Origin of the sequence: Bacillus sp. N5-665 (assembly GCF_022637375.2) — a bacterium.
GTDB lineage: Bacteria > Bacillota > Bacilli > Bacillales > Bacillaceae_G > Bacillus_A > Bacillus_A wiedmannii.
Window position 1 is genome coordinate 5,032,280 of sequence record NZ_CP093325.1, and the last position, 22,605, is coordinate 5,054,884.

20 protein-coding genes and 1 pseudogene are annotated in these 22,605 nt (G+C 35.5%); 5 read left to right on the forward strand and 16 right to left on the reverse strand.

The annotated features are described in order from the left end of the window. Positions 1-87: 87 nt before the first annotated feature. Positions 88-645: a GNAT family N-acetyltransferase gene (locus MNO09_RS28440; protein WP_000914737.1), complete on the forward strand. Its 558-nt coding sequence runs from the start codon at positions 88-90 to the stop codon at positions 643-645. Between the two features lie 110 nt (positions 646-755). Beyond that, positions 756-875, forward strand: coding sequence for a YfhE family protein (locus tag MNO09_RS28445; RefSeq protein ID WP_000358484.1), 120 nt, complete (start codon positions 756-758; stop codon positions 873-875). A gap of 369 nt (positions 876-1,244) precedes the next feature. On the opposite strand, the gene MNO09_RS28450 is transcribed toward MNO09_RS28445, so the two are convergent. The 13 genes and pseudogenes from MNO09_RS28450 to MNO09_RS28510 all read right to left on the reverse strand — a co-directional run bounded on the left by MNO09_RS28450 (position 1,245) and on the right by MNO09_RS28510 (position 16,600). Then, positions 1,245-2,411 (reverse strand): diglucosyl diacylglycerol synthase, encoded by a 1,167-nt coding sequence (locus tag MNO09_RS28450; protein ID WP_000594704.1) that lies wholly within the window; start codon positions 2,409-2,411, stop codon positions 1,245-1,247. A 412-nt stretch (positions 2,412-2,823) separates the two neighbouring features. Next, positions 2,824-3,555: a pyruvate formate-lyase-activating protein gene (gene pflA, locus MNO09_RS28455; RefSeq protein ID WP_000589742.1), complete on the reverse strand. Its 732-nt coding sequence runs from the start codon at positions 3,553-3,555 to the stop codon at positions 2,824-2,826. A 68-nt stretch (positions 3,556-3,623) separates the two neighbouring features. Continuing rightward, entirely contained in the window at positions 3,624-5,873 is a 2,250-nt protein-coding gene (gene pflB / locus MNO09_RS28460; protein ID WP_000195478.1) for a formate C-acetyltransferase, read from the reverse strand. A 338-nt stretch (positions 5,874-6,211) separates the two neighbouring features. Then, positions 6,212-7,759: a glycosyltransferase family 2 protein gene (locus MNO09_RS28465; RefSeq protein ID WP_140399202.1), complete on the reverse strand. Its 1,548-nt coding sequence runs from the start codon at positions 7,757-7,759 to the stop codon at positions 6,212-6,214. After that, positions 7,752-8,717, reverse strand: coding sequence for a UDP-N-acetyl-alpha-D-glucosaminuronate decarboxylase (locus MNO09_RS28470; protein WP_000037030.1), 966 nt, complete (start codon positions 8,715-8,717; stop codon positions 7,752-7,754). Before MNO09_RS28470 ends, MNO09_RS28465 begins: the two co-directional genes overlap by 8 nt. Continuing rightward, the gene (locus MNO09_RS28475) at positions 8,714-9,958 is read right to left on the reverse strand and encodes a nucleotide sugar dehydrogenase (RefSeq protein ID WP_001103212.1); all 1,245 of its coding nucleotides are present in this window, start codon (positions 9,956-9,958) and stop codon (positions 8,714-8,716) included. The genes MNO09_RS28470 and MNO09_RS28475 overlap by 4 nt, the downstream gene beginning before the upstream one ends. Then, positions 9,948-11,495, reverse strand: a complete 1,548-nt coding sequence (locus tag MNO09_RS28480; RefSeq protein WP_001266448.1) for a glycosyltransferase family 2 protein — start codon at positions 11,493-11,495, stop codon at positions 9,948-9,950. The genes MNO09_RS28475 and MNO09_RS28480 overlap by 11 nt, the downstream gene beginning before the upstream one ends. Positions 11,496-11,508: 13 nt before the next feature. Beyond that, positions 11,509-11,703 (reverse strand): hypothetical protein, encoded by a 195-nt coding sequence (locus MNO09_RS28485; protein ID WP_000899482.1) that lies wholly within the window; start codon positions 11,701-11,703, stop codon positions 11,509-11,511. Between the two features lie 16 nt (positions 11,704-11,719). Beyond that, a complete protein-coding gene (locus MNO09_RS28490) occupies positions 11,720-12,121 on the reverse strand; it encodes an LSm family protein (RefSeq protein ID WP_000335519.1) in 402 nt (133 codons plus the stop codon). 165 nt (positions 12,122-12,286) lie between these two features. Further along, positions 12,287-13,102, reverse strand: a complete 816-nt coding sequence (locus tag MNO09_RS28495) for a hypothetical protein (RefSeq protein ID WP_000022138.1) — start codon at positions 13,100-13,102, stop codon at positions 12,287-12,289. Between the two features lie 238 nt (positions 13,103-13,340). Continuing rightward, positions 13,341-14,579: a serine hydrolase domain-containing protein gene (locus MNO09_RS28500; RefSeq protein ID WP_000371821.1), complete on the reverse strand. Its 1,239-nt coding sequence runs from the start codon at positions 14,577-14,579 to the stop codon at positions 13,341-13,343. Positions 14,580-14,843: 264 nt separating this feature from the next. Beyond that, positions 14,844-16,346, reverse strand: a complete 1,503-nt coding sequence (nagE, locus tag MNO09_RS28505) for an N-acetylglucosamine-specific PTS transporter subunit IIBC (protein WP_000938909.1) — start codon at positions 16,344-16,346, stop codon at positions 14,844-14,846. Positions 16,347-16,487: 141 nt separating this feature from the next. Further along, positions 16,488-16,600 (reverse strand): annotated as a pseudogene (locus MNO09_RS28510) (transcriptional regulator). 69 nt (positions 16,601-16,669) lie between these two features. Between MNO09_RS28510 and glsA the strand changes: the two are divergent. After that, positions 16,670-17,599, forward strand: coding sequence for a glutaminase A (gene glsA / locus MNO09_RS28515; RefSeq protein ID WP_001149843.1), 930 nt, complete (start codon positions 16,670-16,672; stop codon positions 17,597-17,599). 175 nt (positions 17,600-17,774) lie between these two features. Beyond that, positions 17,775-18,116, forward strand: coding sequence for a DUF3969 family protein (locus MNO09_RS28520; RefSeq protein ID WP_000766602.1), 342 nt, complete (start codon positions 17,775-17,777; stop codon positions 18,114-18,116). 122 nt (positions 18,117-18,238) lie between these two features. On the opposite strand, the gene MNO09_RS28525 is transcribed toward MNO09_RS28520, so the two are convergent. Then, the gene (locus MNO09_RS28525) at positions 18,239-18,850 is read right to left on the reverse strand and encodes a manganese efflux pump (protein WP_000100744.1); all 612 of its coding nucleotides are present in this window, start codon (positions 18,848-18,850) and stop codon (positions 18,239-18,241) included. 130 nt (positions 18,851-18,980) lie between these two features. Here MNO09_RS28525 and MNO09_RS28530 point away from each other — a divergent pair, with 130 nt between their 5' ends. Continuing rightward, positions 18,981-19,634: a DUF1232 domain-containing protein gene (locus MNO09_RS28530; protein ID WP_001136878.1), complete on the forward strand. Its 654-nt coding sequence runs from the start codon at positions 18,981-18,983 to the stop codon at positions 19,632-19,634. 99 nt (positions 19,635-19,733) lie between these two features. Here the strand turns inward: MNO09_RS28530 and MNO09_RS28535 are convergent, their stop codons facing one another. Further along, positions 19,734-21,008 carry an acetylornithine deacetylase gene (locus tag MNO09_RS28535; protein WP_001071200.1) on the reverse strand — a complete coding sequence of 425 codons (1,275 nt, stop codon included), beginning with the start codon at positions 21,006-21,008 and terminating at the stop codon, positions 19,734-19,736. 108 nt (positions 21,009-21,116) lie between these two features. Next, positions 21,117-22,538 (reverse strand): amino acid permease, encoded by a 1,422-nt coding sequence (locus tag MNO09_RS28540; protein ID WP_000969249.1) that lies wholly within the window; start codon positions 22,536-22,538, stop codon positions 21,117-21,119. Between the last annotated feature and the right edge of the window lie 67 nt (positions 22,539-22,605).

Consider the following 22,605-nt stretch of genomic DNA (forward strand, 5'->3'; position numbering starts at 1 on the left):
ACCCCGAAATTTTTTAAAGATTGATATAAAAATTTCGAGGGTGGGGTGTTTTTTCGTCATGCTACCCTCGTGTGAGGAGGAGTTAGTATGTTGAAAAAACGCGACTTACACGACAGCCACGTTCTATACGAGTTAATGGTGGACCCAGCTGTCTTCCCTTTTGTGCGTCAAAAGGCTTATTCTTATGAGGAGTATTTATTTTTAACGAAACAAACGATTGAAGCTGAAGAGCGTGGGGAATTAATTTCACGCACAATTTTAGATGAATGGGGTAACCCTATCGGAACAATTACTTTATTTGATGTGCAAGAAAAAGCCGGATTTCTCGGAACATGGCTTGGCAAACCCTATCATGGAAAAGGCTATAATAAATTGGCGAAAGATTCATTTTTTAGTGAACTTTTCTATGAATTAGATATTGAAACAATCTTTATGCGTATTCGTAAAATAAATATTCGTTCTATTAAAGCTGCCGAAAAACTACAATATGTAAATCTAGCAAACGAAACAAGAAAAGCCGTTTATGATGAAATTAACGCAAATGAAGAAGTATATAACTTATATGAAATCCCAAAAGATCAATATACACTTGCTACAATGCGAGATACAACGTTCCAAGATGCTCACCAATTAAAAGAAGCGTAATCTAAATTTTTAGAAAAAATAATTAATCATTAACATTTTGCCATATACGTATATCACCCCATGTCTTTGGAAACGATAGATAGTGACTTTAGGACACGAGGTGATTTGTAATGGATAAAAAGAAACGTGACAAAGCAAAAAACACATTATCTAGTACACAAGAAGTTCTCTACCAACGAGAATTTCGCAAAGCAGATCGCGCAGCGGGTTATCGCTCGAAAAGTATTTAAAGTGAGAATGAATAATTAGACGTTTTCCCCCCTAATTATTCATTCTCATTACATATTTTTTCTACGTGATAGAATAGACAAAAAGGTTCCTTATAAATAAGGAACCTTTTTTGTGTGGATAACGTTATCCACACAATTTATAGAATTGTGAATAAATTCAACAAACCCTTCACAAATTTATATATTGTAACGCATAGTAAATGTTAGAATTGTGGATAGTTTTCTAAAAATTGTGGACAATGTGGATATAGTTGTTAATATTTCGACTTTACTGTTTAATGAAAACGTAATCTTCATGTGGATAAGTTACCACTTTATCTTATAAAACAATAAAGAACCCTCTTTAAACATATAAAAGAGGGTTTCATATTAAGTAAATAATTGTGCAAGAGCAGGTGATTTAATAGGTATATGATTCGGTTCTACATGATTTTCTGTCAAAATTGTATCCACAATATGACCAGCTGGCTCCGGACGATAAATGCTTTTCATCGCTTCTTTCATTTGAAGAAGCTTCATATCATCTTGTAATAACGCCTCTGTCTTTGCAAAAACCTCACTATCATCACGAATGACAACTGCAGCTCCTTTTCTTTCAAAGTACAGCGCATTTTCATTTTCTTGTCCTGGAACAGGCTTATATAAAATGACAGGTACTTGCAATGCTGCCGCTTCACTTAACGTAATACCGCCCGGCTTCGTAATCATACAAGAAGTAACACGGAATAATTCATCGATATTTTCAACATAACCAAATACTTTTAATGCATCAGGATTTTTTTCCTGAACCCCTAATAAATCCTGTTTTAACGCTTCATTTTTTCCACAAACGACAACTACTTGTAAATCAGGTACTGACATAAATGATTGGCATAGTTCTTTTACACTTCCTAATACCCCATGAGCACCTGCTACAATTAGTAAAATCTTTTTATTCTTACATAATTGATATTTATTATATATAATGTCTGGATTGATCTTCAGCTCAAAACTACTACGAATCGGAATTCCAGTTTCAACAATTTGCTCCGCGGGCACACCAATATCAATCATAATTTTTTTTACGTGATCAGTTGCTACAAAATAACGATCTACTTCCCGATGAATCCATATTTTGTGCACACAAAAATCAGTTAATACGTTATACACAGGAATTGAAATACCTGTTTGCTTTTTTAACTCTGGTACAGCTATGATCGGAAAAGTATTAATAACAATATCCGGTTTCTCTGCTTGTAAAAGTAATTTCAAACGTTTTCTTCCAAAGTTCGCATACCAAGATGCTATTTTTTTATCATAAATTTTTTCTACGCCATAATAAAACAAGCGGTATAATTCTTTTCCTATTGTATAACTTTTTAAATATAAATATTTTGTAATATCGGTTATAACTGGATGTGATTCTCCGAACAAATCGCATACAATTACATCTTTAATTCCTTTTTGGCGAAATGTTTGTTCTAATGTTTTCGCTACTTGCACATGACCATTACCGTAATGTGCAGTTAATATTAAAACCTTGGGGTTTTTTATCAAACAAATCCACTCCTAGCTTATTGTTTCTCCATATTGCATATACGACAATAGGAAAAACATTTTCCTTAAAAATTACATAAACAGATTCTAATACTTCTCTTTCAGCTATGTACCTGTCGTGGATATGCAAAGCATATAAGATTGACCCCTTAATCCTATCTGTGCTCATATCTTTACATTATACTTTCCTATAAGAGCTTTCGCAATAACTTACAAATGTTCTCTATTCCATGATACTCACTCTTTTACTTCTTAATTCTTTTTACTATTTTGATTTCCCTTTACAATTATGTAAATTTCTCCACTTATTCCTTACAAAAATATGGATATTCTATTTTCAGTATACTCTTTTCTATATACATACTCTAGGTTTTATTGTAAAGAAAGCAAAAAGCCTAATCCAATATTTGGATTAGACTGCTTGTAAAATATGTCTTGCTTGCTCTACATTTTTTTCAGTAGGTGGTTCTACATTCGCAAGTGGATACTTATGCCCAAGTGCCTCCCATTTATATACACCAAGCTTATGATATGGTAGCACTTCAACCTTCTGAACATTAGACAGGCTTTGAATAAAGCTAGATAATTTTTGTAGATCCTCTTCATTATCCGTAACACCAGGAACTAATACGTGTCTTACCCAAATTGGTTTATTTTTATCCGATAAATAACGAGCAAATTGTAAAATATGTTCATTTGGTTTCCCTGTTAATTTACGGTGTTTCTTTGAATCAATATGTTTCAAATCCAATAAAACTAAATCTGTATAATCCATTAAAATATCTAGCTTATTTTGGAATTCTGGTTCTTCAGAATAACAACCACCCGAAGAATCAATTGTTGTATGGATTCCAACTTCCTTACATTTCTTAAATAATTCAATTAAGAAATCTAGCTGTAATAATGGTTCACCACCACTAACTGTTATACCGCCTCCAGAAGCTTCAATAAAAGGAAGGTAACATGTCACATCCTGCATAACTTCTTCAACTGTTATTTCTTTTCCTTTACCGATCTCCCACGTATCAGCATTATGACAGTATTGACAACGTAATAAACACCCTTGTGTAAATATGACATAACGAATTCCTGGGCCATCAACAGTACCACAAGACTCTACAGAATGAATTCTTCCTTTTATCATGTTACTTCCTCCTTTATTGAAGCAGCCTCCCTCTGCTATTTATAAAAAGCAGAGGGACACTTTTTCACTTACATACTTTCATGCATTGTACGATTAATTACATCGATTTGTTGTTCACGAGTTAATTTAATAAAGTTTACAGCGTAACCAGATACGCGAATTGTTAATTGTGGATATTTCTCAGGATGTTCCATCGCATCCATTAATGTTTCACGATTAAATACGTTAATATTTAAGTGATGGCCTTCTTTTACTGCATAACCATCAAGCATTGATACTAAGTTACGTACTTGTACATCATCTTCTTTACCAAGTGCTTTTGGAATAATAGAGAATGTATTAGAAATACCATCTTGTGCATCTTCATATGGTAATTTAGCTACAGATAATAATGAAGCTAATGCACCTTTTGTATCACGGCCATGCATTGGGTTCGCACCTGGTGCAAATGGTTCTCCAGTACGGCGACCATCTGGAGTGTTACCAGTTTTCTTACCATATACAACATTAGATGTGATTGTTAAGATCGACATTGTATGAACAGAATTTCTGTATGTTTTATGTTTACGAAGTTTATTCATAAATGTTTTTACAAGATTTACAGCGATTTCATCTACACGGTCATCATTGTTACCGTATTTAGGGAAATCTCCTTCGATTTCAAAGTCAACTGCAATACCGTTTTCATCACGAATTGGTTTTACTTTTGCGTGTTTAATTGCACTTAAAGAGTCTGCTACTACAGATAGACCCGCGATACCTGTTGCCATTGTACGAAGAACATTTGTATCATGAAGTGCCATTTCAATACGTTCGTAGCTATATTTATCATGCATGTAATGAATAACATTTAATGTGTTTAAATATAGACCCGCTAACCATTCCATTGTCATATCAAACTTATGCATAACTTCTTTATAATCTAATACTTCAGAAGTAATAGGTGCGTACTCAGGACCAACTTGTGCTTTAGATTTTTCATCTTTGCCACCGTTAATCGCATATAGTAATGCTTTTGCTAAGTTTGCACGTGCGCCGAAGAATTGCATTTGTTTACCAATTCTCATTGCAGATACACAACAAGCAATTCCGTAGTCATCGCCGTAGTCAGCACGCATAATGTCATCATTTTCATATTGAATTGCTGATGTTTTAATAGACATTTTTGCACAGTAGTTTTTAAAGTTCTGCGGTAATTGTTTAGACCAAAGAACTGTTAAGTTTGGTTCTGGAGCTGGTCCTAAATTATCTAATGTATGCAAGAAACGGAATGAGTTCTTTGTTACTAATGCACGACCATCTAATGCCATACCACCGATAGACTCAGTTACCCAAGTTGGATCACCAGAGAATAATTCATTATAATCAGGTGTTCTTGCAAATTTCACAAGACGTAATTTCATAATGAAGTGATCCACAATTTCTTGTACTTCTTCTTCTGTCAAAGTACCATTTGCTAAATCTCTTTCAATATAAATATCTAAGAATGTAGAAGTACGTCCAAGACTCATTGCAGCTCCGTTTTGCTCTTTAATTGCTGCAAGATATGCGAAGTATAACCATTGGAATGCTTCTTGTGTATTTGTTGCAGGCTTAGAAATATCAAAGCCATGAGAAGCGGCCATTTGTTTTAACTCTTGAAGTGCACGCATTTGCTCAGATAACTCTTCGCGTAAACGCATTGTATCTTCGCTCATTACACCGCCAGTTAAATTCAAATCAGCTTTTTTCACTTCAATTAAATGATCAATACCATATAATGCTACGCGTCGGTAGTCACCGATAATACGTCCACGTCCGTATGCATCTGGAAGACCAGTAATTACACCTGATTTACGAGCCGCTTTCATTTCTGGTGTGTATGCATCAAATACACCTTGATTATGAGTTTTTCTCCAGTCTCTGAAAATACTGCTAAGTTCTTTATCCATTTCGTATCCATAAGATTCACAAGCTTGTTCCGCCATACGAATACCACCATATGGTTGTAAAGAACGTTTAAATGGTTTTTCAGTTTGGAAACCGACTACTTTTTCAATATCTTTATTTAAATATCCTGGTTCATGTGATGTAATAGAAGAAACAATTTTTGTATCCATATCAAGAACGCCACCGTTTTCACGTTCTTTCGTTGTTAAATCCATTACTTGATCCCAAAGTTGCTTCGTTGCTTCAGTTGCTCCCGCTAAGAAAGATTCGTCTCCTTCGAAAACGTTTACATTATTTAAAATGAAATCGCGAACATCAATCTCTGCTTTCCATTTTTCACCTTTAAAGTTTTCCCATGCGTTTTTAACATTTTCTAATACTTGAGTCATCCTAATCTCCTCCATTTTTGATTAGTACAGGACTAAGATTTTTTATATAACAGCTTACACACTTAGAATACTACTTTTTTGCTAAAGTGAACGAAATAGTTGTGACATGTTTGTGAAAAGTTGAGCAAACTACTATATGCATAGTGTTAACTTCACTTAAAAGTCTTTATAATTAACCCTTTCCTTAATTGTATTTTTTTGGTATCCTTATATACGAGTCCTATTTTGTAATATAAGAACAATACCCATTGTAGAGCTGTAATACTCTTATCTCCTAATCTGTTATAGTTTTTATAACAGAACAAAAAAGTGTACATATGTTGTACACTTTTTTGTTACTACTCTAAAACATCTCTTTTTCTATTCCCATCATAGAATCCACCACGGCTGCCTTCTAATACAATTAATTGCTCTAATCCTTCTATATGATCACCTATAATTCGCAAAACAGCTGGAGGATGACCTATTTTTGCAAAATGTTCACTGGGACGAATGCGGTTCATCTTATCGACCTCTACACGACTTACACACGCAATTTCGAATCCTGACAGAATAGCTTTCACTTGGGCTACACAAGGTGACAGTAAAGATCTATACCCGATTTCTTTCAAACACTTACGGCTAAACGCATTCGGTACAGCGATAAGAGAGCCTACTCCTAAATCTTTTCTATCACAAGCTAAATTTAATGCATATTTAAATGCAGTTACAAGATGAAGCGGTACTCTTAAATCTAAATAATGATTTAGATCATTTAATGCGACATCCATTCCATCTGCAATAGCTTTTGCAAATGGATATAGCTCACTAGCTGGAATAACAAAATCACCGTCTATAAATAATACAATTTCTCCTTTGGCGAAATAAGTTCCAAGTGAACGCCCCACATCGTTACCAAGTGCTTCTTTATATACAATTGTTGTTGCTCCCTTGTCTTTTGCAATCGTTGCTGTTTTATCAGACGAACCATTTACAACAACGATAATTTCAAAAGGTTCAATTTTGCGAAGCTCTTCTATAACGTTTCCAATTGTTTTCTCTTCATCTTGTACAGGAATAATGACCGATAATTGCTTTCCTTTATACAACTTAGATGTAACGCCCCATCCTTGATAAAAATCTTCGAAACTTAAAGTATGATAGACACACTCTCTTTTCCTATTTCCATCATAATACCCTCCGCGCTCATCACTGCCTACTATTCGCTCCGCTACAGCTTCTATATGATCACCTATCATCCGTTTTTCAGATTGAGAAAGACCCGTTCCATACGCAGCATGCTCGGTTGGCCGAAATTTATTCGGCGTAATAACATCAATTGCACAATGACGACTAATTCTCCATTTGCTTTGTACTAGACGTAAATGAGCTACAATAGGATTAACGAAACATTCATATCCAATGCATTGAACAACTTCTTTCGTCAACGCATGAGGTACAGATAATAAAGAATCAATTTTTAACTCTTCACGCTCTAACATTGCATTTAATATTTGGCGCCATACTGTCACGGAGTGCGGTTTTTGTTTCTTTAAAAATAATGCGTCCAAATTATTTAAAACGATGTCGGCTTGATCATGTAAAATTGGATTCAGGAATAATTGTAATTTTGAAGTTTGAATAGCAAAATCTCCATCTATAAATAGTAATACATCACCTATCGCATGTTTTGCACCAACCGCACGGCCAACATCATTCCCTAGTAGCTCTGTATGCTTGATTACTTTACATCCTAAACGATCAGCAACCTCTTCTGTACCATCATTACAACCGTTTGCTACTACAATAATCTCTACTGGATTTAATCCTTTTACCGATTGAATAACGTCTGAAATCGTATCCGCTTCATTACATACAGGTATAATAACCGAAAGCGACTTAGCCATTGTTTTCTTCACGAAACCATTTAATAGTTTCCTTCAATCCTTGTTCCCACGTTACTGTCGCTTGAAACTGCACAAGTTCTTTTAATTTCGTTACATCTGGTCTTCTATTTGGAATTTCTTCAAAGCCATGTGGGTATACCTCTTCGAAAGGAACTTGGACAATCTTTGAAGAAGATTTCGTTAGCTTTTTAATTACTTCTGCTACTTCTTTTATACTCTTTTCGTTCTCAGAACCTATATTAATAATCTCACCATTTACCTTCTCATCCATTGCCCGAATCGTTGCCTCCACCGCATCACTTACATACGTAAAGCAACGTGTCTGCTTTCCATCTCCATATACGAGAATGTCTTCTCCTTGCAGGGCCGCACTGATAAATCGTGGGATTACCCCTGCATACGGACCGTCTTTCGCTCTTGGACCATAAATATTAAAATAGCGAACAATCGTTACCGGTAAACCTTCTAATGCGTAGCCTAAACATAATGTTTCTTCTAACGTTTTACACACTGCATAACTCCAACGTATTTTAGAGGTTGCCCCGTATAATCGATCCCCCTCTTCAGAGAAGGGTGGGTTTGCCTTACCATATACTTCTGAAGTAGACGCAAAGACTACTTTCTTCTTTCCTTTTAGCGCTGCTTGTAAAATGTTTCTCGTTCCATCAAAATTCGTTTCAATAAGCTCTATACTCTTTTCCATTGTCGTTTTCACACCTAAAATTGCTGCTAAATGAAACACTACATCATGTTGATTTACTAATTCATAAATAGAATTTTTATCTAAAACGCTTATTGGAATAACCCGAATTTCTTTCATTAACTCATCATGATATTTATTTTTTCCTTTATAGAAGTTATCCACAATCGTGACTTCATTTCCTCTTTTCACCAATTCTTCGGCTAGATGCGATCCAATGAATCCTGCTCCACCTGTAATTAAACATTTCTTACTCATACACTCACCTTCTTTATAATTCCACGTGTATCTATTACTCGCTTCATTCCTTTAAAAAGCTTCCAATCGATATTAGAGTGATCAGTTAAAATTAAAATACAATTCGCTTGTTTAATGACTTGTTCATCCAAAGAAACAGATTGGTACAACTTATCTCCAAATTTTGCAGAAGAAATATATGGATCGTGATATTCTATCTCATATCCTTCTTTTATTAACAATTCAATAATCGGTAAAGCCGGTGATTCTCTCAAATCATTTACATCTTTCTTATACGCAATTCCTACAATTAAAACTGATGCAGGTGATTGCACCATGCCTTTTACTTTCCGGACTATTTTCTCTGGCATTTCTTCATTAATCACATGTGCTGCTTCAATTAATTGACTAATTGTCCCATTCTTTTTTATTCTCCATTGGAAATATAAAGGATCTACTGGAATACAATGTCCCCCTATTCCTGGTCCTGGCCAATATGGGGTAAATCCAAACGGTTTTGTAGATGCAGCTTCAAGCGCCTCATAAAAATCAATTCCTAAACTTTCACATAGTGTGTTTAACTCATTTACTAATGAAATATTGACTAGGCGCTGAATATTTTCAAATAACTTACACATTTCCGCTACTTTTGGAGAGCTAACAGGAACGACTACATCGAAGATCGTGCTATATAAATCCTGTACTTTTTGTTTGCACTGCTCAGTTTGTCCACTAATAACCTTTGGAATGTCCTGAACGGAATATTGACTATTTGCTGGATCAATCCTCTCAGGAGAATATCCAATATAGAAATCTTCGCCTACCTTTTGGCCGCCTTGAGAAACAATCGGAATAATAACTTCCTCGAGCGTACCTGGATATGTGGAGCTTTCGAAAATGAAGGTTTGTCCTTTTTGAAGGTTTTGTTGTATATAATGCGAAGCTGAAATGAGGGCACTTAAGTCTGGTTCTCTTTGTTCATTAATTGGAGTCGGGACAGTGACAATAACATAATCACTATTTTGAAAATCAGCAATACCTTGATCCGGTGTATTTACTATTAATTTTTTTTTAGCCAATAAACTTTGTAACAATTTAGAAGAAACATCCGGAATATAACTTTCTCCTTTTATAATTGATTCTATTTTTCTAGTATCTTTATCTAATCCAAGTACTGTATGTCCTCTCTCTGCAAAATGGACTGCCAAAGGAAGGCCAACATATCCTAATCCGATAATGGCAACTGTACTACTAACATTCATCTGTATTCTCTTCTTCCTTTCTCAATTGTTGAATGATATTTCTATCCCGCTCTCCATCTGTAAAACTCCCGCGCTCATCTGTGGATTGCAATAAATATGCAATTGCCTCAAGTTGATCGCCGAAAATACGGTCAAATGCTGGAATACGCCCATTTACAAATCCATGTTGCTCTGGACGTACTCGATTTGTTTTTATTACATCCACAAATTCTACTGCTGTAATAGAAAATCCCTCCAAAATAGCTTTCATTTGAGCTAATGGCGGAATAACTAGAGAGTCATATCCTATTTGTTCTATTACCTTTTTATGCATAGCATGTGGTACTGCCGTTAATGAGTTATTCCATAAATCTGGTCGTTTCGCTACTAAATTCACAAAATATTTCCCCATGCTAATTGGATCTGCCGGATGAAACATATCTAATAAACACTGTAAATCATTTAATGCCACATCATACCCATCTTCAATAGCATGTAAAAATGGAATTAGTTTTTTTCCCGGAATAACAAAATCACCATCGACAAATAAACAAATATCGGCCGTGGCATGCATAGCGCCTATCGCTCGGGCCACATTATGCCCGAGAGCTTCCTCGAATTCAATAACGATAACATCCTCTAACTTTGCTTGTTTAATTGTCTCAATATCAGCTCCATTCGCAACAACTATAATTTCATCTACACCTGCTTTTTTCACTTCTTGTATAACAGATCTTATAGTCATTTTCTCTTCTGACACTGGGATAATGGCACTATATTTCGCTTTTTTCTTTTGTAATACAACTGGTTTATACTTTCCTATAAACCCTCTATCCCTATTTCCTTCCGAAAAACCACCACGCTTACCATATATTTCGATTGCGTATTGCAAAGCACGTAAATGATCTCCCATAATACGACTAGTCGCTTTCGGATAAGGCGAACCGGGTGATGTACCAGTATGAACAGGACGCACTTTATTTGTATGAATAACATCGACCGAGGCCATATCGACAATATCTACTCCTCTAGACATCGCCAGCGCTTGAAACAGTGCTGGATCTGCTAAATTCCACCAACCAAATTTCTGAATAACTTCCCTACTCATCGCATGTGGAATTGCGATTAAAGATCCAACAACAAGCTCTTTTTTATTCAAATAACGATTCAACATAAATTTGCCAACTGTCGTATAATGCGGTCTCATTTTTAAATAAACGGACCATGTTAAATTATTCACAACAATTTGGTGGCCTTGCTGAATTCCTTTTATGAAACGTTGCAACTCTTTGTTATCAATGACGATATCACCATCTAAAAACAAAACAATGTCACCTTTCGCTTCTCTTGCTCCGATTGCCCGTCCAACATCATTGCCAAGAGAATAGTGATAATAAATGACATGGCAATGATGTTGTAACGCTATTTCTTTTGTCCCATCTGTCGATCCATTATCAACTACGATAATTTCATAAGGTTCGAGCTTCTCCACTTCTACTAAAACTTGTGATAAAGTACTCGCTTCATTATGCGCTGGAATAACAACTGATACTCTCATATTTGTATCACTCTTACCCTTCCAAGCGAACATAAGCAATAATAGGAGTACGCACAACTACATCTTCCGGTGGTCCATAAGAAGGAGAAGTACGAACACTTACTGCCCCATCTGTCACAGATAACAGAATACCTGCAACAATTTCAACCGCTGTCACAACTTGCACTAGCTCACCAACATGGTTACGCAATTCTTCAGTAAATAACATATATAAGTCTCCTTCCTTACGCTTCTTTAATTGATATAATGCTTGTAAATGGTAATAAAATTTCTGTTCCTATCCCTTCTTGCAGTGTTAAGAAATCATCACCAACTGCTACAATTACACCCGTTAACTGTCCAACTGTCACCGTAATTTCTACGTTTTTACCCAAATACTGCTCTGCAATTTCTTTAAAAGGTGATGTATTACATTCTTTTAATATGTTACAAATAATAGATTGAAATCTGCTTGATTCAATAAATTCTTCCGTAGCTTGCTTAGAGTTTCTTTGAATAAATCTCGCGAAGTTTTGTGAAAATAAAAGTCGTTCCACAGCAGGCAATAACTTATTATCTAAAAAATAATCTAATTGTCTATTAAACAATCTCGATAACTTTTTCCAATACTTACCGAACAGACACATACACTTCTCCTCCTATTATTTTTAGATTATAAAAATACATCCATACATCTTAATGTATACAAAGCAGACTTTTTTGTGATAGGTAAGACATACATTTTTTAACAAAACAATATGTTCTAATCACAAAAAAAGATAGATGGTATCCCATCTATCTTTATGTATATATTAATTTTTAATTGTAACTATCGCAGAGACACTGTAATAAACTGCTCGTGGTAATTCTGCCTGTTCACTTATAGAAGCTGTAACAAGAGACCCTCCACTTGCCGAAAAATACTTAACAGCTTCTAACGGAATACCGTCTTCTTTCACATCTATATGTGTTCCATCCCGCCAATCTATTTTCTGCATTGTTGCTGAAAGGTCCCCAGTCACTTTACCAAATTCTTTACCATCCACCCCTAAAAAAATCCATTCCCACTTTGTTAAACTTAGTATTTGTGTTAACTCTCCAATTTTCTTTCCGTCTACATTAGAAAAAATATAGACGTTGCGTACTCCCATCTTCTTTTGAACACACAACAATCTTTCTCCCGAGTGATTATATAAATACAATTGTTGCTTATGTAATCCCCTAAAAAGAAAAGAAAGTACAGCTTGCCATACACGTTGAATAACAAAATCATACTCTTCTTTTAAAAACCCTACTGCACTGCCATCTAGTCCAAAGTACGTTATTGCTTGAAATACCCCTACCTCTTTGCGAACAACAAATTTTTGTTGCTCAAATAATTCAGAAGTCTCTATATTATAATTTTCCTGTTTAAGTATTTTTGATCTTCGTTTTTCCATAAAACTATATATTAATAATCCAATTGCTGGTAGTACAACACTTATTAATTTCAGATTTTCTTTCTCCGAAGTGAATAGCATCCCTTTTTTATATTCCATCACTAATACAATTGCGACGATAATCCATACAATGACAGATACAAAAAATATGCGTTTTGCATTACGTGCGTGATGCTTATGTATACTCATATCCCTCCCCCTTTTCCATTTATCCCGCATTAACGGGCAGTAAGACCCCCACTTCAAAATTCAGCGAAAGCAAAGAAGTTAGGTGGGGGATCCACTGCCCGTAAAAGCCCGATTGGTTCAACTAATAATCAGTGGGGGATGAACAAAACCCCCACTGATTAAAGTTTCACTTTATTTCATTATCTCATTACCCCCTACACTTCCTCAATAAAAAAAGACCATCCAATAGGATAGCCTCTTACACTTCAATATTTCGCAACATCGTATAAATGTCGTTATTCACTTTACCAAACGATTTAATGTTGTTTTGAATGTTAGATAATAAAACGACATACACACTTCCGTTTTTACTAAATCCATTTAAGCAATTCCATCCTGGCATTACACCGTGATTTGAATAACTGCCCGGGTCTACATACCAACCAAATCCGTAATCTTTTTTTCCGCCTGTAAACATTTGATCATAGCTCTCTTTTGAAATTAACTTTCCAGAGAAGAGTGCTTCATTAAATAAATATAAATCATGTGCACTTGTATATATATCACCACAACCATATAGTTGTGACATACTTGGAATATTAGGTGTTGTCATATTGTTATTTACTATTTTATAACCTGTCGATGGAAACCTTGTTTGCTCTAACGCTTTACCGAAACCAGAATGTTCCATACTCGCAGTAGCAAAAATATGTTGTTTAATATATTCTTCTAACGGTTGTCCACTTACCTTCTCAGCGATGTAGGCAAGTATCGAATAGTTCGAATCGGAATATTTCCATTTCTCTCCTGGACCCCCAACACGCTTTTGCTTTCCTATTCGTTTTATCAATTCTTCATGAGAAATATCCTCTGTTCCCTGCTCATACTCTGGGATTCCTGATGTATGTGTTAGTAAATGTTTTAACTGAATACCATTACCTTGAGGGAAATCTGGAATATACTTTGCAACCGTATCCTCTACGTTTAATTTATTTTGATCCTTTAATTGCATAATAGCAGTCGCTACAAATGCCTTTGAAATAGAACCAATATAAAAAGTTGTCTCTGAATTATTCGGTACTTGTTTCTCTTTGTTCGCCATACCATATCCTTTATTCAAAAGAACTTTTCCGTTCTTCACAATAACAGCTGTCCCGCTAAATCCTGCGTTTTGTAAATATTGATCTAATTTAGCGTTTTCATTAATTTCTTGAGGTGGTCCCTCAGCAGGCTTTTCCACAGCTTGTACTTGCTTTACTTGTTCTTCCTGCTCTTTTTGTTTTTGTGCTTCTTGCTTCTTCTTTTCTTCTTTCTTTTTTAGCTCTTCTTGTTTCTTCATTTCTGCTGCTTTTAAAGTTTCTTCTTTCTTATTATGCGCAACAATTTTTGTATACATGAAATATACAACTGAAAATAGTAAGACGAGAATGATTGTTCTTTTTATGTATACAATCGGCCGACGTGCTTTCCCATTCGCATTATTTTTTTCCTGATCCATGATTGCTTTTTTCCCCTTATTTACCGATAATTTAATTCCACTACACAAGATTCATTCCGGATCTTTTTCATAGATTTTTGACATTCCATTCGACGTCATCCCTACTTTATCACGCACTACACATATTACCAACCTATATGTATGAAAAAGAAAAAGAAAATTTACAAAAGTAAGATTCCCGTTAAATTGTTAACAAAAAAAAGAGGATATCCTCTAAAAAAATTGATGTTATCAATCTTTTGGGATATCCTCTTATCTCATTATTTATACGTGTTTTTTCATATCATCGGCAACGGATTCAACATTTGTACCTACGATAACTTGGACACTCGTGTTACTTAATTTCATAACACCTTTTGCACCAGCACGTTTTAATGCTGCTTCGTTTACTTGACCAGCATCTTTCACTTGTAAGCGTAGACGTGTTGCACAGTTATCAATAACTGTTAAGTTTTCTTTTCCACCTAAAGCTGCTACGTAAGTTTCACCAATTGAACCTGCAACTGGAGCTTCTTCACCTTCAGCTAGTTCCTCTTCATCTTCACGACCAGGCGTTTTCAGGTCGAACTTCTTAATTAAGAAGTAGAATACAACGAAATAAATTACTGCGTAAATTAAACCGACTCCCGCGAGTAATACTGGTTTTGTTGCAATACCGAAGTTTAAGAAGTAATCGATTGCACCGGCACTAAATGTGAAACCATCGTGAATGCCGAGTGTTGTTGTAATGAATAGAGACAGACCTGTTAATACAGCATGAATACCATATAATACTGGCGATAAGAACATGAATGAGAATTCAATTGGTTCTGTAATACCAGTTAAGAATGAAGTTAGTGCTAGACCACCTAACATACCTGTAACCATTTTACGTTTTTCTGGTTTAGCAGCCGCAATCATTGCGAAACATGCTGCTGGTAAACCGAACATCATAACTGGGAAGAAACCAGTCATAAACATACCCGCTGTTTTATCTCCTGCAAGGAAGCGAGCAATATCACCATTTACAACATTACCTGCTGCATTTGTAAAGTCACCAAGTACGAACCAGAAGTATGTGTTCATTACGTGGTGTAAACCGATTGGAATTAATAGACGGTTTAATAAACCAAATAGACCTGAACCAACTGCCCCTAAATTAACAATTCCATGAGCTAATGCATCGATAGCATTTTGAATTGCTGGCCAAATTTGTGCGAATAGAATTCCTAATAGTAACATCACAACCGATGTAACAATCGGAACGAAACGTTTTCCAGCAAAGAACCCTAACCATTCTGGAAGTTTAATCTTATGGAATTTATTATAAAGAAGTCCTGCTATAACACCGACAATAATACCACCTAAAACTTTCATATCCACTTTAGTCGATAATTCGGCTGCCTTAGATACCTGTGTCATTGTATCTGCAAGCTTAGATGGATCTACATTAGCGCTATTACCTATTAAATCTTGAACTTTGCCTAATTTATCTTGTAATTCTACAGTAGAATATCCCTTACTAAGTGCATCAATACTGTTTTTCATAACTAGATAACCAATTGCACCTGCAAGACCTGCTGCACCACTACCATCAACTGAAAGACCGATTGCAATACCAATTGCAAAAATAAGTGCTAAATTATCAAAAACTGCTGCACCGGCCTGTGCCATAACAGGAATATCAAATACATCTGGTTGCCCTAAACGAAGCAATAATCCTGCTGCTGGTAGTACGGCGATTGGAAGCATTAATGCTTTACCAATACGTTGTAGAAACTGCAACATTTTAATTCCCCCTATCAAATTTATGAAATCGTTATCATTATAAGTACGCCTTAGAAAACGCTTTCTATTTACATAACCATAATAACATATAGTTGTATAGATGTGTAGTTTTTATTTTCGAATTTTTTATGGATAAATCTCCTATTTCCAAACTGTTATATAAAAGGAAAATTCTCCTTTTTAATATAGAATACTCGAAACGAAATACCTACTATAGAACATGTAACTTTCGTTTTATCATTCCACCTTTTCATGTTATTATTTATTTCCGAGCATATCGGGAAAAGTAAACGTAGTTAATTCGAAATAGGAGCGTTGGTACTATGCAGTGCATTGAAACAAACAACTTACAACAGTTGTTAGAACAAGTAAAACCATATACGAAAAAAGGAAAGCTTGCTACTTATATCCCCGAACTAGGAAATGCAAATCCGGCTGATTTAGGGATTGCCATTTTCCATAAAGAAACAGAATACATCCATGCTGGCAACTCACAAACACTATTTACTCTTCAAAGTATTTCAAAAGTAATTACACTTGCACTTGCCCTTTTAGATCGTGGTGAAGAATATGTATTTTCTAAAGTTGGAATGGAACCAACTGGTGACCCATTTAATTCTATTATTAAGTTAGAAACGACAAGTCCCTCTAAGCCACTTAATCCAATGATTAATGCAGGGGCACTAGCTATTACAAGTATGTTAACAGGAAACGATAATGAAGAAAAAATGGAGCGTATCCTTCATTTTGTACGTGAAATAACAGATAATCCTACTATTAATTATTCTTCTAAAGTTGCCAATTCAGAATTAGAGACAGCTTACTTAAACCGTTCACTTTGTTACTATATGAAACAAAACGGAATTATCGATTGTGACATCGAAGAACTTATGGATTTATACACTCGTCAATGTGCAGTTGAAGTAAACTGTATCGATTTAGCACGTATTGGCTTAATTTTTGCTATGGATGGCTATGATCCATATAAAAAAAAGCAAATTATCCCTAAACATATTACAAAAATCTGTAAAACATTTATGGTTACATGCGGTATGTATAACGAGTCTGGTGAATTTGCGATTCGTGTTGGTATTCCAGCCAAAAGTGGTGTAGCTGGTGGTATTTTCGGCTGCGTAAAAGGAGAAATGGGAATTGGTATTTTCGGACCAGCTTTAGATGCAAACGGAAATAGTATCGCTGGTTTTAAAATTCTTGAACTTCTTTCTGCTCAAGAAGGTTGGAGCATTTTTTAATTCAGAGTTATCCTGCTATACTAGCAGGATTTTTTTATTTCATAAAACCCTCAATTTTATCAGCTATCCATCCCCTTACAAAAACCGTACTGAAAGTTTCTCTATATCATGCATATTTGCTCCCCCCTCCTGAATAATATAGTACAACCTAGCGCTATATGTGGAGGTGTGAAAGATGAAACTAATATTTCAAATGGAAAAACAGCCTGTTCTTGAAAAAACAATTCTTCTTTTTATATTGAGTATTGTAGAAAGCTTGAAGTTAAAAGTGGTTTCGCTCGATGAGGCTCACCGATACATATTCAATTTAGAAGTGCTTGAACTACTAATGGATCGGAACATCGATGATCAAGTACTTGAACTCATCCATTTCGGAATGGGACTTGAAGACATTCATCATGTGCTTCCTGAAGAACTTGAACATACTATTGAAGAATTAAAGTGGCTTTGCATTCAAGTGTTAAGTGAATACAGCATGCATGAAGAATCGGAACAATTAATTGAAGATATACGTTAAAAAAGCACCTATGTAGGTGCTTTAGTATTTATAAAAACAGTAACGTTTCGGTAATTGCACATCCGATGTCGATATATGTAATTCATTCGAGTATTTCCGAGGAAATGCTCGAACATTGTATGTTACAATAACTGATCTATCCCAATAAGAATTAATAGCACGCCCGCAATAACAGTAGCCCATTTCCCTAAGTATGCTGCTAAAAATCGTTTTCCTACATACGCAAAACCACTGATACAAATAAAACTAAACACCCCAGAAATAGTTGCTGTAAGCCACAGATTCAAGTTTGTTACCCCAGCATCAAATCCACCTGCAATATTATTAATAGACAATGCAATCCCTAAAACAATTGCTTCTGAAAAACTAATTGTTTTAGAACCATCAAAATCTGCTTTTTCTGGATCACGTAAAATTCCCATAAGTACATTACCATCTTTAGAGCCTACGGTATTTCTTTGCCCCAAGAAAGGCTGACATAAAATAAACACCCCGATTATCCCTAAAACGATTGCTCCAATCAGGTTTGCAGTAAACTCTGAAATAAATAACGCTATCCAGTTCCCAAAAAATCCAGCTAACAAAGTAAATAAAAACCCAAAAAATGCGATGATAAAATTGTTAAGCCACGAAATTCGAATTTTACGAATGCCATATGCAATCCCAACACCTGCATTATCTAAATTAGAAGCAATCCCGATTAAAAAAATTGAAAATAGACCTGCCGTACTCATAAACAGCCACCCCTTTTTCTCACTTTTCCATGCATCTTATGAAAATGTTGAGCAACTGTGCCTGTCTGTTTCATATACATGTAATAAATGCTCAACATTTTTTCAACAATAAAAAAGGAGTGCCTTCACTATGCCTAGAGAAAATCCAAATGAGCGGCTTAGTACATTAATAAAAAAACTTTTAAAAGAACGTGCCTTATCCATGCGCCAATTAGGAATGCATACAAATATTGATCCCGCAACAATCTCAAGAATTATGAATGGTAAACAACCGCCAAAACAAAAACATCTACAAAAATTTGCAGAATGTTTGCAAGTTCCACCCCAATTGTTATTTGATGAAATGTATCCTGATTCTCCTCACATTAATAAAGAAAAGACGGATATGTACACATCTCTTGATACAATTCAGCAAACGCTGCAATCCTCTAACTTATTCGATTTCGACTATACAACAACTCGCGTAAAACAAGAACTTGAAAACTATGAACGCTATGCTCAGACAACAGAAGGCGAAAAACGTATTCATGAAAGTTTCGCCAGTAAATTAGAACAAATTGATAGCGCTGGTCCTTTTATTGAACAATTAACCGATATGTATCAACAATTTTGCAATGAAACTATCTCAAAAGAAGAGCGTGCAGTTCTTGGAGGCGCATTACTGTATTTCATTTTATCGACAGATATTATTCCCGACTATCTCTTTCCAATTGGCTATTTAGATGATGCAATTGCTGTTGAATTAGCGAAAGAGAAATTAATCGAACTAAAACGAAAGACATAGAAAAATAAAGAACTATTTCAGTTGTTTCTGTTCAACTCTGAAATAGTTCACTAAAAAATCGTACAAGTATACATACCTGTACGATTTCAACACACTAATCTATTTTTTTGTATGACACCATTCATATATAAATGCTGTTATTACTTTTGTAAATTCAATTAACTGTTCTACTTCAACTTTCTCATTTATTGAATGAGCTTCTTCTAATGTACCTGGTCCGTAAATAACAGCTGGAATATGAAATTCACTAAACCAACCACCATCCGTTACCGTTGCAGACATATCTAAAATTGCATTTTTAGATAGAATTGATTCGTGTACTGAGCTAAGCGTTTTTACTGCTGCATGTTCACGATCTACTTCTAAAGAAGGGAAAATTTCGCCACGATCCACAATCATTGATTCTCCGCCCCACTTAAATTGTGGTGGATTTTCACTTAACCATGGATCGGCAGCCGCTACTTTCTCAATATACTCTTCAATTTCTTTTATTATTTGTTCATGTGTTTCATTCGGATAGAAGTGCACCGTTATCCATAACTGGCACTCATCCGCAATAAACGCTGCATGCCGTCCGCCTTCAATAACAGCTGGGTTAATTGTTGTTGTTCCAGATGGATAACCTTCATATGTTTTCATAACTGCCCAATGACGCTCTAATTCTTGTAAACTTTGCACAATTTTCATCATTTTTTCAATCGCACTCGCTCCGAATAAACGTCCTCCAGCATGAATCATTTGCCTGCGTGTTGCATCATGAAACGTCTGGGGGCTTTTCACAGTAATCCATCCAGTAATTACGCCGCCCTGTCCTTGTATATGTAAATCACTTGTATCCACTACGACTGCAAAATCAGCATCATAACCTCTTTTACAGCATTGAAGTGTACCTGCTTCTCCAACTTCTTCCCCAATTACTGATTGAAAGATTAAATCTCCAGGTAATTCAATGCCAGCTTCTTGTACAAGTTGAATAGCAAATAGTGCTCCAGCCAATCCTCCTTTCATATCTGCCGCACCACGTCCAACTAACCAACCATCTTTTATAAATGGCTCAAACGGATTGGTTTCCCACGCTTCATCTGCTGATACTTCAGCTACATCCACATGTCCATTAATAATAAGACTTTTATGTGTGTCACTTTCTATCCCTTTTCTCACCCCAACAACGTTCGGGTCATTCGGATATACATCCCATTTATCAACAATAAAATTTCGTTTTCTTAGAAAATCTGCAACAAATTCTTGCGCTTCATTTGTGTTTCTCGCCGGCGGTGCTGGTGTTTCAAAACGAATTAAAGTCTTTGTAAGCTCTAGTAACTCATCTTTTCGTAAATCAATCTGTTCTAATAGCTGTGAAACTTCTTGATTCATCGCTAATTCCCCTTTGCATACATAGTATGTTTCCAGGTTTATTGTCACAAAAAAAGAGACTGTTTACAATTTTACAGTCTCTTTTTTTAGCATAAGTTTCTAATATATTTATAAACTTTCTGCCTCTGTTGTATTTGTTTTTTCAATATGTTCTACCTTACGTGCCTTATTTCTTGTCGCGCGGTAAAACAGTAAACAAACAATCATAAATGGAATACCACAATATAATGCCATTCTTTGTTCTGGAATAAAAGCCATACCAACAATTACTGTTACATTTAATACTAACGCAAGCAGTGGTACGAATGGATACAGCGGTGTTTTAAATTTCAAGTCCTTCACATCCCCGCCCTGCTTAATGTATGACCTTCTAGCCAATAAGTTAGATAGAGCAATAGATGCCCAAACTAATATCGCCCCAAACCCGGCAATAGAAAGTAGCCATAAATAAACTGTATCTTCCGCATAAATACCTGATAGTAATGAAAGGCAACCTACAATTGTACTTACAATCAATGCATAAATAGGAACACCATTTTTAGATAACTTACCGAAAATTGGACTAATCATGCCTTGGTTAGACATAGACCATAGCATACGCGAAGTTGCATATAATCCTGAATTTGCAACGGATAGAACCGCTGTAATAATAACGAAATTTATAATATCGGCTGCATAAGGAATGCCAATTTTATCAAATACAACTACGAATGGACTTTCTATCACTCCTGCTTGCTGCCAAGGGAATAAGCCTGCAAGAATGAAAATAGATAATACAAAGAACACAAGTATACGCCAAACTGTATTATTAATTGCCTTCGGGATCGTTTTCTCTGGATTTTCACTCTCTCCAGCTGCAATACCAACTAGTTCCGTTCCTTGGAAGGAAAAATTAACTGCAATCATAGTAATTAAAATGGCTGATAATCCATTTGGAAACAACCCACCATAATCAGTAAAGCTAGAGAACATCGGTGCGGGTTCGTTTCCTTTCATATCTAGAAAACCAAACATTGCTGCCCCGCCTAAAATAATAAATGCAATGATTGTAATTACTTTAATACTTGCAAACCAAAATTCAACTTCTGCAAAACTTCTTGAAGATAACGCATTGATAGCAAAAAGAAGCACCGCAAACACTACACACCAAATCCATGACGGTACATCAGGAAACCATCGTTTCATTAAAATACTAACTGCAATCAGTTCAATACCTATCGTAGCAGACCAGTTTAGCCACGACATCCAGCCGACTACATAACCCGCTGCAGGGGAAATGTGCTTTGTAGCATACGTTTGATAAGATCCTGCGTCAGGCATCGCAACAGCTAACTCTCCAAGACAGAGCATCGTTAAATACATAACAAATCCTCCAACAAGATACGCTACAATCGCTCCTCCAGGCCCAGCTTCATGAATTGTATACCCAGACCCTAAAAAAAGACCGGTACCAATAACTCCTCCAAGTGCAATCATAAATATGTGCCTGCTTTTCAATTCCCGTTTTAACCCTTGGTTTTGATCCATCATATAAATCCCCCCTTTTCCCTTTGGAAACCCATTTCATGTAAGCGTTTTTAAAAATATTCATAATAAG

Excerpts from the sequence above, each read along its gene's own strand:
- MNO09_RS28470 (WP_000037030.1), bottom strand. The coding sequence starts at position 8,717 with ATGAGTAAGAAATGTTTAATTACAGGTGGAGCAGGATTCATTGGATCG.
- MNO09_RS28520 (WP_000766602.1), top strand. The coding sequence starts at position 17,775 with ATGAAACTAATATTTCAAATGGAAAAACAGCCTGTTCTTGAAAAAACA.
- pflA (WP_000589742.1), bottom strand. The coding sequence starts at position 3,555 with ATGATAAAAGGAAGAATTCATTCTGTAGAGTCTTGTGGTACTGTTGAT.
- MNO09_RS28480 (WP_001266448.1), bottom strand. The coding sequence starts at position 11,495 with ATGAGAGTATCAGTTGTTATTCCAGCGCATAATGAAGCGAGTACTTTA.
- glsA (WP_001149843.1), top strand. The coding sequence starts at position 16,670 with ATGCAGTGCATTGAAACAAACAACTTACAACAGTTGTTAGAACAAGTA.
- MNO09_RS28440 (WP_000914737.1), top strand. The coding sequence starts at position 88 with ATGTTGAAAAAACGCGACTTACACGACAGCCACGTTCTATACGAGTTA.
- MNO09_RS28530 (WP_001136878.1), top strand. The coding sequence starts at position 18,981 with ATGCCTAGAGAAAATCCAAATGAGCGGCTTAGTACATTAATAAAAAAA.
- MNO09_RS28445 (WP_000358484.1), top strand. The coding sequence starts at position 756 with ATGGATAAAAAGAAACGTGACAAAGCAAAAAACACATTATCTAGTACA.
- nagE (WP_000938909.1), bottom strand. The coding sequence starts at position 16,346 with ATGTTGCAGTTTCTACAACGTATTGGTAAAGCATTAATGCTTCCAATC.
- MNO09_RS28475 (WP_001103212.1), bottom strand. The coding sequence starts at position 9,958 with ATGAATGTTAGTAGTACAGTTGCCATTATCGGATTAGGATATGTTGGC.
- MNO09_RS28540 (WP_000969249.1), bottom strand. The coding sequence starts at position 22,538 with ATGATGGATCAAAACCAAGGGTTAAAACGGGAATTGAAAAGCAGGCAC.
- MNO09_RS28495 (WP_000022138.1), bottom strand. The coding sequence starts at position 13,102 with ATGAGTATACATAAGCATCACGCACGTAATGCAAAACGCATATTTTTT.
- MNO09_RS28535 (WP_001071200.1), bottom strand. The coding sequence starts at position 21,008 with ATGAATCAAGAAGTTTCACAGCTATTAGAACAGATTGATTTACGAAAA.
- pflB (WP_000195478.1), bottom strand. The coding sequence starts at position 5,873 with ATGACTCAAGTATTAGAAAATGTTAAAAACGCATGGGAAAACTTTAAA.
- MNO09_RS28500 (WP_000371821.1), bottom strand. The coding sequence starts at position 14,579 with ATGGATCAGGAAAAAAATAATGCGAATGGGAAAGCACGTCGGCCGATT.
- MNO09_RS28490 (WP_000335519.1), bottom strand. The coding sequence starts at position 12,121 with ATGTGTCTGTTCGGTAAGTATTGGAAAAAGTTATCGAGATTGTTTAAT.
- MNO09_RS28485 (WP_000899482.1), bottom strand. The coding sequence starts at position 11,703 with ATGTTATTTACTGAAGAATTGCGTAACCATGTTGGTGAGCTAGTGCAA.
- MNO09_RS28525 (WP_000100744.1), bottom strand. The coding sequence starts at position 18,850 with ATGAGTACGGCAGGTCTATTTTCAATTTTTTTAATCGGGATTGCTTCT.
- MNO09_RS28465 (WP_140399202.1), bottom strand. The coding sequence starts at position 7,759 with ATGGCTAAGTCGCTTTCGGTTATTATACCTGTATGTAATGAAGCGGAT.